This is a genomic window from Streptomyces sp. NPDC047869 (assembly GCF_040704065.1).
Lineage (GTDB): Bacteria > Actinomycetota > Actinomycetes > Streptomycetales > Streptomycetaceae > Streptomyces.
Genome location: NZ_JBEYRK010000007.1, coordinates 45,245 through 58,858 on the forward strand (window position 1 = coordinate 45,245; position 13,614 = coordinate 58,858).

At 69.9% G+C, this 13,614-nt stretch carries 10 protein-coding genes and 1 pseudogene; 1 reads left to right on the plus strand and 10 read right to left on the minus strand.

The annotated features are described in order from the left end of the window. Positions 1 to 26: 26 nt before the first annotated feature. The 3 genes from AB0924_RS11695 to AB0924_RS11705 all read right to left on the minus strand — a co-directional run bounded on the left by AB0924_RS11695 (position 27) and on the right by AB0924_RS11705 (position 7,249). A complete protein-coding gene (locus AB0924_RS11695; protein WP_366911254.1) occupies positions 27 to 377 on the minus strand; it encodes an ATP-binding protein in 351 nt (116 codons plus the stop codon). A 72-nt stretch (positions 378 to 449) separates the two neighbouring features. Further along, positions 450 to 3,365: a BREX-2 system phosphatase PglZ gene (pglZ, locus tag AB0924_RS11700; RefSeq protein WP_366911255.1), complete on the minus strand. Its 2,916-nt coding sequence runs from the start codon at positions 3,363 to 3,365 to the stop codon at positions 450 to 452. Then, positions 3,362 to 7,249 (minus strand): phage resistance protein, encoded by a 3,888-nt coding sequence (locus AB0924_RS11705; RefSeq protein ID WP_366911256.1) that lies wholly within the window; start codon positions 7,247 to 7,249, stop codon positions 3,362 to 3,364. Before AB0924_RS11705 ends, pglZ begins: the two co-directional genes overlap by 4 nt. Positions 7,250 to 7,840: 591 nt before the next feature. On the opposite strand from AB0924_RS11705, the gene AB0924_RS11710 reads away from it, so the two are divergent. Further along, the gene (locus AB0924_RS11710) at positions 7,841 to 8,047 is read left to right on the plus strand and encodes a hypothetical protein (protein WP_366911257.1); all 207 of its coding nucleotides are present in this window, start codon (positions 7,841 to 7,843) and stop codon (positions 8,045 to 8,047) included. Positions 8,048 to 8,278: 231 nt separating this feature from the next. Here the strand turns inward: AB0924_RS11710 and AB0924_RS11715 are convergent, their stop codons facing one another. The 7 genes and pseudogenes from AB0924_RS11715 to AB0924_RS11745 form a co-directional block, all read right to left on the minus strand. After that, positions 8,279 to 9,268: a hypothetical protein gene (locus AB0924_RS11715; protein WP_366911258.1), complete on the minus strand. Its 990-nt coding sequence runs from the start codon at positions 9,266 to 9,268 to the stop codon at positions 8,279 to 8,281. 22 nt (positions 9,269 to 9,290) lie between these two features. After that, positions 9,291 to 10,583: a hypothetical protein gene (locus tag AB0924_RS11720; RefSeq protein WP_366911260.1), complete on the minus strand. Its 1,293-nt coding sequence runs from the start codon at positions 10,581 to 10,583 to the stop codon at positions 9,291 to 9,293. Then, positions 10,580 to 10,942: a hypothetical protein gene (locus AB0924_RS11725; RefSeq protein WP_366911261.1), complete on the minus strand. Its 363-nt coding sequence runs from the start codon at positions 10,940 to 10,942 to the stop codon at positions 10,580 to 10,582. Before AB0924_RS11725 ends, AB0924_RS11720 begins: the two co-directional genes overlap by 4 nt. A gap of 125 nt (positions 10,943 to 11,067) precedes the next feature. Further along, positions 11,068 to 11,247, minus strand: a pseudogene (locus tag AB0924_RS11730) (class I SAM-dependent methyltransferase); the annotation flags it as partial. Between the two features lie 75 nt (positions 11,248 to 11,322). Next, the gene (locus AB0924_RS11735; protein WP_366911262.1) at positions 11,323 to 12,198 is read right to left on the minus strand and encodes a hypothetical protein; all 876 of its coding nucleotides are present in this window, start codon (positions 12,196 to 12,198) and stop codon (positions 11,323 to 11,325) included. Between the two features lie 226 nt (positions 12,199 to 12,424). Continuing rightward, positions 12,425 to 12,619: a DUF397 domain-containing protein gene (locus AB0924_RS11740; RefSeq protein ID WP_366911263.1), complete on the minus strand. Its 195-nt coding sequence runs from the start codon at positions 12,617 to 12,619 to the stop codon at positions 12,425 to 12,427. After that, positions 12,616 to 13,446 (minus strand): helix-turn-helix transcriptional regulator, encoded by an 831-nt coding sequence (locus AB0924_RS11745; protein WP_366911264.1) that lies wholly within the window; start codon positions 13,444 to 13,446, stop codon positions 12,616 to 12,618. Before AB0924_RS11745 ends, AB0924_RS11740 begins: the two co-directional genes overlap by 4 nt. Positions 13,447 to 13,614 lie beyond the last annotated feature (168 nt).

Genomic DNA, 13,614 nt, shown 5'->3' on the forward strand with positions numbered 1-13,614 from the left:
CGCGCGGTGCCCGCCGGACCGTCCGGTCACGATGAATGCGTGATCTCCGCCCACACGGTTTCCGTGTGGGCGTCTCGCGTCTGGCAGCCCCACGTGTCGGCGTACGCGGCGACGAGGAGCAGGCCCCGACTCGTCTCCGACTTCAGTGCGTCGGGGGCGGTGGGCGTGGCTGCCGTCTTCGGGAGGCGGTCCGGGCGGGTGTCCGTGACCTCGGTACGAACGCCGTCCGGGAGTCGTACCAGTGACAGCCTGAAGTCCCGGCCGGGCAGCCGGCCGTGCGTGACCGCGTTCGCCGCCAGTTCCGCCGTGACGGCCACGGCGGCGTGCGATGCCTCCGAGCCGTACGGGATTCCCCGGGCGGCGAGTGCCGCACTCACCTTCTCCGCAGAGCAGTGGAGCGCCTTCGCCGCCTATGTCAGGCAGGCATAAGCGAGCGAACCGCCCCACCTCTACCTCAGCTCGAACTGGTCCTTCAGCAGGGCCGTGTGCAGCCGAAGTGTGCGGCCGTCGGGGAGGGTTTCCAGGACCTGGACCCCGTCGTAGTTGAGAAGTTGCCGTAGGACGGCCGCGAAGCCGTCGCCCCGTGTGGGTGGCAGGCCGACGCGCTGGGCAAGGGCGGTGACCGGGAGGGTGCCCGTGTCGACGAGGGTCGCGAGCGCCTTCCTGATCTGTTCCTGCGGCGGCTTGCGGGCCAGGAGTCCGAGCTGGGCCTGGTAGGTCTCCGAGGCGAGGAGGCCGTTGACCAGGGTCTCGTCCGGGGAGACCAGCGTGGCAGTGACGAGCGTGTCGTCGCCCCCCGCCGTGACGGCCACGTCGAAGAGGGCGTCGTGGGTCTTCGCGAGCTCGGCCTGTTCCTTCTTCGGCTTGGCCGCCGTCCTCTTCGCCGGGACAGCGGCCGGGGCCACCGGACGGGCCGCGACAGGATCAGCGGTCCGCGTGACGGTGGACCACCACTCCGGCCGCTGCTCCCCCAACTCCCGCCATCCCTCGGGCGGTTCCGCACCGAACGGCAGGAACGCGAGCACCGGAATGGTGAACTCGGCGAGCGACGCGCCGCCGTGGTAGCCGGCCTTGAGGGCGGTGTAGCGGGAGTCCGCGTCCCACAGGGCGACGATCGTCGCGCCGGGCTCGGGCCAGACGACCCGGTGACCGGACAGCGTGATCTCCTGCTCGGCGAGCGGACCGCCGCCGGGCAGGCGATGCCGGGCGGACGGCGGTTCCGCCACCTCCACCCTCACGCCATGCCGGTCGACCACGTGCCCGTGATCGCTGGTGAGGACGACCGCCATGCCCTGGGCGGCAGCCACCCGCAACAAGTCACGAAGCCCGGCGACATGATCGACGTGCCAGGCGCCGTCGCCGAGCTTCTGCTCCTTGGCGAGCCGGTCGTCGATGGTGTTGAGGACGACCGCGACGTGCGTCTTGCCGTCGGTGAGCGCCTCAGTCAGTGCGGGACCGAAGGTGTCCCCGGCCTGCTCGGCGCGCAGGTCGTCCTTGTGGAAAACGGCGGCCGGAGCACCGCCCCACAGCTTGTGTGCGGGGAACAACCGCTTCTCGTCGGCCTGGGTGCCCTTCATCAGCCGACCCGCGAACAGGGAGGTGCGGGAGACGGCGGTCAGGGTGGGCAGTGCGGCAGCCATGGCGCGACGCTGCGGCCCGCCATGGGGCAGCGGGTCGAACTCGGCCCAGGTACGGCGCAGTTCCTCGGCGAGTTCGTTGCCGATGGCGGCGCTCATGCCGTCGAGGACGAGGAGCAGCACGCGCCGTCCCTCGCCGTGGTGGACGACGGGCTTCACGACCTGGTCGAGGAAGGTCTCCACGGCCAGCATCGAGCCGGGCTGGGTGCCGGACTCGGTCCAGACGGCGAGTGCACGGGCGAAGGAGGCGTCGATCGCGCGGCGCCGCTCACGGACCCGCGTGCCGAGAGCGTCGTAGGCCGCCTTGAGCACCAGGTCGGGGTCGCCGCCGGCCTCGATGTGTTCGAGGGCCAGGTCGACCCAGCCGGTCTCGGCGACGTGCCGTTTTATGGCGTCGCCCACGGTGCGTGACTCGACGGGCGGTTCGGTGGCCAGCCAGCGGGCGAGCCGCTGGCCCATCCGGGCCCGTTCGATACGGGCGGACTCCCCCGGGTCACCGGCGAGTTCATGATTCGCCAGGTGCCGCACGGCGTCCGCCACCACGCCCGTGTCCGTGTCGGTGGCAACGGCGAGAGCATGTCCTACGGCGGTGAACCGCGCCTCCAGCCCACCGGTCATCACCGGGCTGGACTCGACGGCCTTCTCCGCGCCGAACTGCCGGGCCAGGGCCGCCGCCCGGTCGAGGACGATGCCGGTCAGGCGGCGGGCCTCGCGCGCCCGGTCCGGATCCGTCGTGCCGACGGTCCGGTGGCCGGTGGCGAGCAGGGCGACGACGTACTTCTCGGCGGCCCGGCCGAAGACGGACACCAGCGTGTCGAGCTGGTCACCGATGGCCGGCGGCCGGTCTCCGAAGTAGCGCTCGGCCCGGCCGCGGGCCTGATATGTCTCGGGGGCGGGCTCGGCGTGCTCCCACAGGGCCGCGCACACCAGGCCGAAGGCGACCGCGTCGGCTCCGCGTTCGGCGTCGACGAGTGCGAGCAGGGCGCGCCCGGCGAGTCCGGCCTGGTCGTCCTCGGCGAGGAAGGCGGCGAGCCCGGTCCGTTCGGGGCCACGCAGCCCGAGGAGCCGTTCGGGGCCGCCCGCGCGCGTGGACCAGTCCAGCAGGGCCTGCGCGTCGAGCCGTTCGTCACCGGGCCGCTGCGCGGGGGCGACCGCGCTGTCGGTGTCGTAGCGGCCCAGGCGCAGGCGGCGCTGGGCGAGCGCGGTGAGGGCGTACTGGCGGGACAGCCAGCCGCCGGGCACGGCCGACCAGCCGCCGGGCGGGGTGGCGTCGAGCAGTGCCTCGGCGGCCCAGTTGACGTCCTTGAGCCGGGGGTCTATCTGCCGGGCGCCGAAAGCCTCGCGGACGACGTCCCAGCTGTCGACCGTGTCGATGCGCAGCTTGTGCACGCGGGCGAGGATCGCCGGGTCGAGTTCGTGCTGCTCGCGGTCGGTGAGGACGACCAGGACGGCGGGGCCGGGGCGGCGGCCCGCCAGGTGGTCGAGGACGAGTTCGTGGACGGCGAGCGGGGACGGCGCCACCGCGACACCGGCCGTACGGCCGTCGCCCCAGGCAAGTTCAGCGGGCCCGTCCCACTGGGGTGCGGACCGCAGCAGGACGGCCCGGCGCCTGCCCCCGCCGTCCCCCGTCAGGGAGGCGGCGAGGGAGGACTGCGAGGACAGGTACTGGGTGACGGTCGCGGTGTTCAGCCGGACCGCGCCCGGAGCGGCGGTGGCGGTGTCCGTCATTCGATGACCTGCCAGGTGATCTCGATGGTTGCGTTCGGGTGCCGGGCGGCCAGCTCGGCCAGCTCGGCCTGGAGATCGGCCGCGGCCCGGGACACGGTCGTGCTGCGGCGTCCGGACTTCCGCGCGGTGCCGCCACCGCTCGCCGGGGAAGGCATCTCCTGCGGGTCGTAGGGGATCCGCGGGTCGCTCGTCACCGTGTTCAGGGAGTGGTCGTCGGCCCTGTCCCGGGGCGTGACGGACGCGGGCGGCGGAGTGATCGCGGGCTGGCTGCGCTTGATCAGGGCGACGACCTCGCGTTGGGTGCGGGCGAGGGCGTCGCGCAGGTCGGCGGTGCGCTGGTCGTCGCGGGCCACGTTGCGCAGCGAGTCGAGCAGCGCCTCGCCCTCGGGGCCGAGTCCGGCGGCGAGATCCAGGGTGGACCAGGGGGCGGAGGCGATGGCCTCCGCGACCACGCGGGCCTTCTTGATGGAGGTGCCGTACCGGTCGGCGCTGCTCTCGCCCAGGTCGAAGGAGGCGAGGGCCTCCACGGTCTTCTTCGCTCCGGCAGCGCCCTTGCCGGCCTCCGCCGTGACCGCGTCCAGCAGTTGCAGGGAGCGGCGGGCGAGGGCGAGCCGTCCGGTGTCGGCGGTCTGGTCGAGGCCGAGGAAGGAGGCGTGGGCCTCCAGCTGGTGCACGAGGTCGGCCACGTGGTCCCGGTGGGCGCGGGCGGCCTCGATGATCTGGCGGGCGAACTGGTTGACCATACGGCCGCGCCGCAGCGCGGGCGGCTTCGCCCCGAAAATCGTCTCGAAGCGCTGTCGTGCGGTTTCCCAGTCGGACTCGGCGGGCAGCGGCTGGCTGCGCAGGGCGTCATGGTCCTTGATCGCGGTCAGTTCGGGCGCGGGGTCGAGGACGGTCCCACCGCGCACCCACACCCGGTCGTCCATCTCCGCGAAGGCGGCGACGACGAGCCGGGCGAGGAAGTCGGGCAGGCCGCGCGGGTCGGGCTTGTCGGTCCAGTCGGTGAGCGTGATCAGGGACAGGTCCCCGGTGACACCCTGGGAGCGGGCGAGCTGCCGGAAGTGGTCGGCCCAGTAGCGGGACAGCTCGAAGTACGCCTCCTTCTGCTGTCCGAGGCGCAGGGGGCCTGCGATCCGCTGCATGAGCTTGCGGTCGGCGGCCGGGACCTCCACCCGCCCGTCACGGGCCTCGGCGGCGGCCCGGACGTGGGTGAACACCTTCTTGGTGTCGGCGGGCTTGACGGCGGTGCCGGTGGCGTCGGGGTCGAGGTCGGGGTGGGCCGGGTACTGGTGGGCGAGCAGCCTGCCCGCGACGTGCCGGATGCCGTCGTGCAGGCTCTGGCCGAAGGACAGGGTGAGGCTGTCGACGTCGGGCAGTGCGACGAGGTGGTCGTCGAAGTCGGGCACGACGTCGGCGGGCTGCTTCTGGGCGAGGCCGTACGCCTGCTTGAAGGCACCCTTGACCTGCTTGAGCAGGGCCTCGCGCTGGGTTTCGAGGAGGCCCTTGGCGCGGCTTCGGTTGTCGGCGTTGAGGTGGCCGGCGTACTGGGTGTCGAAGCGGTGCTCGTCGGCGAGGGCCTTGTCGATGACGACGAGGCGCCGGAAGTCCTGGAAGCGCTGCGCGGACAGGTGCGCGGGAAGCCAGGCGACGGTGCGGGACCGCTCGCCCTGCTGGCGCTCGCGCAGCCGCTGGATGCGGTTGACGTCCTCGACCGGGCCCCACTCGCCCTCGTCGAAGGGGAGGTCTATGGCGATGCGCCAGCGGCCCTCCTCCTGCGGCATCAGGTCGTGGTCGGGAAGCTCGTCCTCGTCGGCGACGTTGCCGAAGACGATCTCGGCGGTGCGGGCGGTGCCGCGCCAGGTGAAGCTGAGCTGGTCGTTCAACTGGCCGTGCTCGACGCCCAGTTCCTCGGACAGCAGGCGGCGGGCGAGCGCGACGCGGTTGCCGGGGTTGTCGTTGACCTGGGCGTTGGCGATGACGGAGTCCACGTCGACGCCGGACAGCTCCAGCCGCACGCCGGGATTGGCGTCGGTGCCCGTCTCCTTGATCTCGGGGAACCTCGCCGCCCACTCGGCGACCTTGTTCTTGATGATGCCGACCTCGGCGCCCGGGATCGGCGCGAGGACCGACCCGTGGTTGAGCGCGCCGAGCCGCCGGATGGTCAGCTCGGACAGCGCGGGCACGCTAGGCGCGAGTGCGGACAGCAGCAGGGTGCACACGAGCCGGTTGTCGCCGACGAACATGCGGCAGCCGCCCAGCCGCTTCGGGTCGGTGAGGGACTCGGGCCGGTTGCGGTACTGCTCGACGTCGTCCTCGGTGATGTCGTACGCGCTGAGCAGGTAGGGCCGCAGCTTGGTCTTGTAGAGCTTGTCGGCGGCCTCGAAGACGACCTTCAGGCTGTCGGTGAACGGCTTGTCGCCACCCGCCGTGATCACCGGGTAGAGATCGCCGACGGGGACGAGCTGGCCGAGGCGGAGCTCGTCGCGGTGGTCGGCGAGGAGCTGGCCCATCAGCTTCAGACCGGTACGGGAGCGCTGCAGCGCGGACGAGATGTGGACGAGGGTGTCCATGAACGCCGGCGAGAACGGGTACGTCAGCCGGAACGACTCCGCGTCCGCGCCGGTCGTGCCCTTCTCCGAGCCGAGCAGGGTGTCCCACACCTGCGGGCCGACCCGCTTGGTCTGCTCGAAGGCCGCGTCGACCTGCTTGGCCGCCTCGGCGTCCTTGGGCTTGAGGAGACGGGCGTGGGCGATCTGCGGGAGGTTGCGGTCCTCCAGAGTGATCTTGTCGAACCGGCCGGAGGCCAGGTTCAGGGTGTCCTGGATGGACGACTCCGCGGCGCCGGACACCTCCTCGCCGACCAGCTCGCGCAGGTCGCGCTGGCGGGCGATGAACGACACGACGGGGATGGCGCGGCGGGCGTCGCCGCCCTCCACGAAATTCGTGATCTTGCTGGCCTCGCGCGCCACGAACTTCTGGTCGTGGATGAGGGTGGCCAGCCACAGGATCAGCTCGTCCATGAACAGGATCAGGCCGTCGTAGCCGAGCGACTTGGCGTGCTCGGCGATGACGGACAGACCGGCGTCCAGGGAGACGAAGCCGTGCTCGTCCTCGGCGGCGTTCTTGGTGAAGCCGGGGAGGAGGTTGGTGCCGGCGTCGTTGACCAGCTTGGCCCGCAGCTCGGACGGGGTGGAGGGGTTGAGGAGATTCAGCGATACGCCCGCCTCGTGGTTCTCCTCGGCGGCGAGCGCGGTGTCGAGGAGCTGCGGGGTCCAGGCGAAGCCCTCGCCCCACTCGTCCTCCTCGCCGTCGTCCGCGCCGGTGGTGCCCAGGCCGCGGATGACGGCCTCGTCGCCCATGTTGGCGCGCATGGCGCGGATGTCGGCGAAGAGGGAGTCGGTCCGGTACACCTGCGGGGTCGGGGCGTCCGGGTGCAGCTTCTTGACGTGCGTGACGTACCCGCCGAGCACCCGCTGCTCGAGGGCCTTCGCGCCGAGCATGTGGTACGGCACGAGCAGGAACTTCTTGCCGTCCGTGCTCAGCCATTCGTGCCTGGTCAGCACCGGGTCGAACTCGGTCCGGGCACGGGCGGCCGGGTTGCCGCTGAGCAGCGCGTACAGCACGGCCATGAAGTGCGACTTACCGGAACCGAACGAGCCGTGCAGGTACGCGGCCTTGGAGCGGTGCCCGTCGAGCGAGGACTTGATGAGCTTCAGCGCCTCGTCGAAGTTCTCCAGCAGCCGCTCGGTGACGACGTAGTCCTTGAGCGCGTGCTCGGCGCCCTCGGGTGTCGTCGCCTCGGCGAGGGACAGCACGAAGTCCGAGGTGGAGATGGACTCCTTGATCTCGATGACATCGCGGAGAAGGGGCGGCTGCTGGGCCATTACCGGTCACGCTCTCCATCTGGTGGCCTCCGCCACCGCCTGTACTTGATCGTTCGGGTGCCTGGTTGTCGCTTGACTGCCCGATCGGCCCCTCGGTGGTCAACGGTATGGCAACCAGGAAGTACACCGTGACGCTTCCCGAGGAGCCCACCGAGGCCGTCCGGGCCGAGGCCGCCCCGGCGGCTTCAGCCGTTACGTGCCGCACGCCATGGAGCGCCGGCGGGAGCAGGATCGTCCGGGGGAACTCGCCGACTGGCTGGAGGCCGGATACGGCCCCGTCACCGAGGAGTAGCCGGCGCAGGCCGAAGCCGGGCGCCGGGAGATCGAGCGCGAGCACGTCGAGCTCACCCGCGCCCACCGGGCCGCCGCCGAGAACGCGCCTGAGCGGCCTCGCGAGGCTGTGTGACGGGCGAGGGGGCATACCCGCTCGGCAGCGAGGGCCTCTCCCGGACGGTCCGAGGGGAGGCCGACATGAAGAGGCGCCTCAAGGTGGCCAAAGCGTCCCCAACCCGGATCATGACCGCGCCGATGACCCTCATCGAGGCATACCGTCCGACGCGCTGCCCGCCGGCCTGGCACTGATGGCCCTCCTTGCCCCGTACCGCGCCGGTGACCGAGGAGATCGCCGAGGAGACGACCAGCCTTCTCAAGGAGACGGGCCTGCACGGGCACGAGTACGCCATCGACGCGGCCCTCGCCTCCGTCGCCGTGCGGCAGCCCGGCCCGATCACCGTGTTCACGTCGGACGAGGCCGGCATGCGCAAGCTGTGCGCCGACGGCGTGGTCGTCGTGTTCTGAGCCGGACACGGCCCCCCTCTCACTGTCTGCCCTGGTCACCGCCTCCGGACGGCGACGACAGGCCGCCTTCCGTGCCCGGAACGTCCAGCCGCCGGACGGGCGCCCGCTGCCCCTTCCGCTGTATACCCCCTCGGTAAGGATCGATCAACCGACGGCGTCCGCACCCTGAACGGCCGGAACCCCGATCAGGACCGTCGGACCAGTGCCGGGGACGGTAGGGCAGCCGAAGGTTCACGCGCGGTGGAAGACGTCGAGTGGGCCGTAAGCAGTCGGCTTGCTGTCGGCCAGCTCAGGGTGGTGGCCCACGCGGTCCCGGAGGATGCCGACGGTGTCGGGCCACACGGTGAAGTGCCCTCCGTCGCCGACGAGGATGCGGTCCCAGTCCTGGGAAGCCGAAACGCCGGCGCGGTCGATGACGAACCCGCGGCAGTCGGCCGCATCCTGATCGAGCGTGCGCACCAGTGCCGCGACCACCTCCTCGCGGTCGGACACGGGGACGTCGGTGAGGCGCAGCGTGATGCTCTGCGTCGTCTCGTCCGTGCGTCGTGCGATGCCGGTCAGGGACTGGTCGTAGCCCTTCCAGCAGGTGAACTCGGCCTTCGAGTATCGATCGTCGGCCAAGGCGGCGGCCAGGGCCGCGCCATCACCCATCAGCGGCTCACGGTTTCCGACCGGCGTCTCACGGAACCCGAAGAGAGCATGGGCCAGCGGGTGCACGGCGGAGAGCCCGGCGTCCTCCAGATGCGTGAGGAGCTGATGGGCGCGCGCGCTGTCCAGTTTCGGCACGTACCAGGTGAAGAAGCCCGCAGCCTTGGACCGGGCCGCAGCGGGGGCGTGGTCCGGGAACTCCTCCTGGAAAATGTGCCTGGCCCGTTCGTCGGGCACGACAGGAACCGTGTAGTTGTTGGTCCGGATGTGGTCCAGGAACTCCTGTGGCAGGGCAGCGTGGTGACGACGTACGTAGTGCGTGAGATCGACGGGCCAGAGCCAGGTGCCATCCGTCATCAGGGATCCGGAGCCCACGATCCACTCTTCGCCGGTGAGGACGTCGCGCTCGGCGCCCATCGTGGAGTAGATCTCCAGGGCCGATTCCAGGTAGGCGAGGATACGGTCCTCGTCCCAGGGCCCACTGTCCTGTACGGCATCTCGCAGCGACGGCGCATCGTCTGCCGTGGTGGCCCGGCCGCCGATCTCCCGGTAGAAGCCCGCTCGCTTGATCATTTCCACTCCTGTGAGCCTGCCGCTAGTGGGCCATGGGCAGGTAGGTGCGCCAGTAGCCATTGTTGCCGATGGTGGGGGTCTGGTTGAGGCCGAGCTGGGGGGACGTTCCCACCTTGCTCGTGGGCGCCGTCACGGGCACGCCGAGCTCGTTGGCGACGGACTGCGCGAGGGGCAGCTCGGGCGGTCTCGCGTCGGCGCCGGAGTAGCAGGAGATGAGGCGCACCGGTTCACCGTGGTAGTTGGGGTTGCTGCGGATCGCGTCCGCGATGTGGTTGGGATGCACTTCGAAGTCTGTAAGGGTCTTCCCCGCGGCGTTGATGCGGCCGGGGACGAAAACCCCCTCGTCCGTGCCGTGGACGACCACGTCGTGTACGCCGGGGACACGGGCGACCCGTTGCAGGTTGTTCAGGGTGCGCTCGTCGTAACCGACCGTGGTGGTGTTCTTGCCGAAGTAGACCGGATCGCCCGAGACCAGCTCGTAGTCGCCGGCCCGCGCCGGTGCGGCGGGAATCTTCGAGTCGGGGGACTGGATCAGCTTCCACGTACGGGACTTGCCCATCTCGTCGAGGGCCGCGCTGTTCAGCCGGAAGCCGTTGAACAGGCCCACCGTCCCGCCGTTCTCGGCGACGATGCGGGCTGTGCTTCCGCCTGCTCCGAACGCGCCGCCGAACTCCATGCCGTAGCGGGCGGAGTCGCTCACCTCGTCGAGGCTGAAGCCCTGGCTCTCACCGGTGGCGATGGCGACGGGCTGGGTGACGGCGAGGTCGACGGTGATCGACTCGAGTCCGCCGATGGCGGCCGTGGCCAGGGTGGTGCCGGCGATGGTGGCGATCTCGGTGGACACGGTGACGCCGAGCGTGGCGGACAGCTCCAGGATCGAGGCGGTGGCTGCTGCCGCGGCGCCTTCGGAGATGCCGAGCGTGAAGACCGCGAGGGCGGTGCCGGCGACGATGGTGGCGCCGACGATCTCCAGCTCGTGTTCCAGATGCTTGACGGCCTTGTGGACGACGTCGGCGTACTGGTCGAGGGCCTTGGCCATGTCGCGGGCGCCATCGATCATGTCCTGGAGCCAGCCGTGGCCGTCGTGGTAGTAGCGGCGCCAGAACGGGTCGTCGAAGGCGGATATCGCCTCGCCCTTGTTGTGCTCGATGATGCCGTGCGCCGACTTGTTCGCGGCGGCCGTCACGTCTTCCAGGTCGTCGGCGAAGTCCCGCCAGGCTTTGGCCGCGTCCCGCAGCCCCCCTTCGTCGGCATCCGGCCACCACATGCCGGTCAGGTCCTGGACGATCTCTTTGGCCTTGTCGGCCGCGCTCACCGCGCGTTCCCGTGGCCGTCGTGCGGGGCGGTCTGGATCTTGCTGAACATCGAGCGGATCAGCAGTTCATTGTCGATGTGACTGTCGGCCATGTCGGTCATGGCCGCTTCGATGCTGGCCAGGCCGAGCGCGAGAATCCCGGCGGCGGTCTCCATCCTCTTGACGTGCGGGCCGTAGGACTCGTGGAACTTCCGTCCCTGTTCGTCGTCACCCCACGGCGAACCGGCCGCCGCCAGAGCGGTCTTGAGCTTGGTCAGCGCCTTGGCCAGGTCGGAGCTGTGCGTGTGGAAACGCGGGGCCGTCGCCTTCAGATCGGCGATCTTGATGTCGAGTATCTTGCCGTCGCTGTGGTCGCCCATGGTGTGTCTTCTGCTCCCCCTGAGTCGGCTGACCGGCCCGAAGACGGTAGTTCACCGAGCCGGCTTGCTTTCGCGGGCCTGACAAAGGGGCGGCAAAGTTCCGATCAAGGTGGGCAAAGGATGAGGGCGGTGATGCCTCGCCGAGCAAGGTGGACGAGAGCACGGCCGGTGCCGCAGCCGATCTCCAGCACGGAGCGTGGGTCACCCATCCACTCTGGGCCGGGCCCGTGACCGGCGTACTGGGTCCAGCAGAAGCCCGGCTCCGCGTCGTCCTTGAACGCGGTGGCGGCGAAGGTGTCTGACAGCTGCGAACCCGGGCCCGCACCTCCGTCGAAGGCGGAAGGCGGGCCCCTTCGGCAGCCAGGAGGCCACTCGCGGGGTCAGGACCCGGGTTCCTCCAGCTTGACGGCAGCGGAGTCGACGCCGTGCGGTTCAGCCTGTGCCGGGACGAAGGATTCGTACTCTTCGACGACTTCACCGTCCACGACTTCCCCCTCCATCACTCGGTGCGACGGGTCCGCCAGCGGCAGGCCGGCGAGGTGCTTCTTGAGCCTCTTGGCCATCGGAAGGTAGGTCGCGAAGGTGAACCCGCCGGAGACGGCAGCCCCTACGAGAGGGATCGCCTTCGAGACGGCCTTCGCGAACGAGTCCTTCGTCATCTTGACGCCGATGTAGGCCGCGACCTTCTTCACTATGGGATAGACGACGCCCTTGGTGAGCGCCTTCTGAGGCAGCTTCTTGGCCACCTGCTCCGACATCATCCCCGCGACCTTCCCCACAGCGGCGTTCGCCGACTGGGTGCCGAACATCACGCCGAAGAACAGCGTGAGCACCCCCATGGTGGCGTCATCGACGTCGTCACCCTCGTCGGAGAACAGTTCGGGCCAACTGTAGAGATAGGCGAGCTTCTGCGCGATACGCAGCATGTGGCCGACGTACTGTGCAACGTCGGCGGGCACCGTGGCGGGAAGGGCGAGGATGCCGGGTATCCCGGCTGCGGCGGAGAGGGCACTGACCTTGGCTGTCTCGTAGCGGATCGAGTCGTTCGCCGCTTTCTCCAGAACGGCGACGGTGATGCCCGCCGCGGCGGGAGACTCTTCGATCGCTCTGCGGATCTCATCCTCGGTGCAGTGGCGCCGCAGCGCCGTCCGGAGGTATGCCTCTCGGTGGATACGCACACCGGGGAGCTTGGCCGCCGCCAGGAGCACCGCGAAGAAGCGCGACTCGGGATTCTCGACCTCTTTACCCTGTTTCATGGCAGGAACTTACAGTCGCTCCGTACTTCAAGTGCCGCATGCATCAGCTTCGTTGAGACCTCGTTATGCAAGTGACGGTGTGGTGCGGGCCGGGTTCGCCAGCATGCCGACCGCGCTCCTGGGAAGGCGACCGCCGTCGCGAACCGAGCTCGCCCGGGGTGGACATGCGCAGGACCCTCGGCAAGCACATGCCCGCCGAAGGGCCCTGCGGTCGGCGCCACCTCTGTCAGCGTGCCGCGAACTGTACGAAGGCGGCCCAGGCCGTGGGTTCCACGGCGAGTGCGGCACGGGTGGTGTCCTTCGAGTCGCGGACGTGGACCCTGCTGGGGGCGGCGGCGACCTCTACGCATTCGCCGCCAGCCCCGCTGCTGTAGCTGCTCTTGAACCAGGCCGACTCAGGTACAGGCTGTTCGACGTTCATCTCTCTCCAAGCAACTTCTCGACGAAGGCCAGCGACTCGCGCGGAGTGAGTGCTTGGGCCCGAAGGAGTCCGTACTGCTCCTCGATCTCCCGGACTGGCTTCCGCGCCGTGTAGAGGCGGCTGTCCTGCTGAGCCTCCACGTACGCGATCCTCCGCCCTTCCTTCGTCTCGATCAAGGTGAACGGACCAGCCAGTCCGGCGTGCTCGTCCCGCTCAGTCGGCATCACCTGGATTTCCACGTTACGCCGTTGTCCCTGGAGCAGGATCTGCTCCAACTGCCCTCGCATGACCCCCCACCCGGCCAGTGGCCTACGCAGTACCGACTCCTCGATGACGAAGCTGAGGGTAGGCAACTGCGTGCGGCAGAAAATCTCCTGCCGAGCCAAGCGCGCCGTCACCCTCTGTTCGACCACGTCCTCATGCAGCAGAGGCCGCCAGTTGATGAACACCGCCCGCGCGTATTCCTCCGTCTGCAACAGTCCGGGCACCGCCTGGTTGGCATACACGTGAAGCTCAACCGCCTCGGCCTCCAACTTGGCCGCGTCCCGGAAGAACGCCGGATACTGAGCCCGAGCCACCTCTTCCTTGCTCGCGTTCAACACTCCACCGGCCCCGAGCGCTTCGTCCGCCTGGTCGATGAACCTCGCCGGTGGAACACGCCTGCCCTGCTCAAACGACGCGATCGTCGAGGCCGAGTATCCGGTCAGCGATCCGAACCCCGCACGGTCCATCCCCGCCCGCTCCCGGAACAGCTTCAACTGCCTTCCGAACAAGCAAAGAATGCCTGCCCCAACCTCGTACTCCGGCTGCTGAACCTCGTCATCCACGCCGTAGCTCCTCCCCTACACCCCTCGCAGTCACCGGCCTCCGCCCGCCCAACGTGCAGCCCGGGAACCGGTCACGCCTCGCATCACGGACAAGCGCATCACCTGCAGGTACAGCCCGTACCCGTCAGCGCGTTGCTCCTGGTCAACGCTACGCAGAGTCCGCGACCG

Excerpts from the sequence above, each read along its gene's own strand:
- AB0924_RS11705 (WP_366911256.1), bottom strand. The coding sequence starts at position 7,249 with ATGGCCCAGCAGCCGCCCCTTCTCCGCGATGTCATCGAGATCAAGGAG.
- AB0924_RS11740 (WP_366911263.1), bottom strand. The coding sequence starts at position 12,619 with ATGAACGTCGAACAGCCTGTACCTGAGTCGGCCTGGTTCAAGAGCAGC.
- AB0924_RS11715 (WP_366911258.1), bottom strand. The coding sequence starts at position 9,268 with ATGATCAAGCGAGCGGGCTTCTACCGGGAGATCGGCGGCCGGGCCACC.
- AB0924_RS11735 (WP_366911262.1), bottom strand. The coding sequence starts at position 12,198 with ATGAAACAGGGTAAAGAGGTCGAGAATCCCGAGTCGCGCTTCTTCGCG.
- pglZ (WP_366911255.1), bottom strand. The coding sequence starts at position 3,365 with ATGACGGACACCGCCACCGCCGCTCCGGGCGCGGTCCGGCTGAACACC.
- AB0924_RS11725 (WP_366911261.1), bottom strand. The coding sequence starts at position 10,942 with ATGGGCGACCACAGCGACGGCAAGATACTCGACATCAAGATCGCCGAT.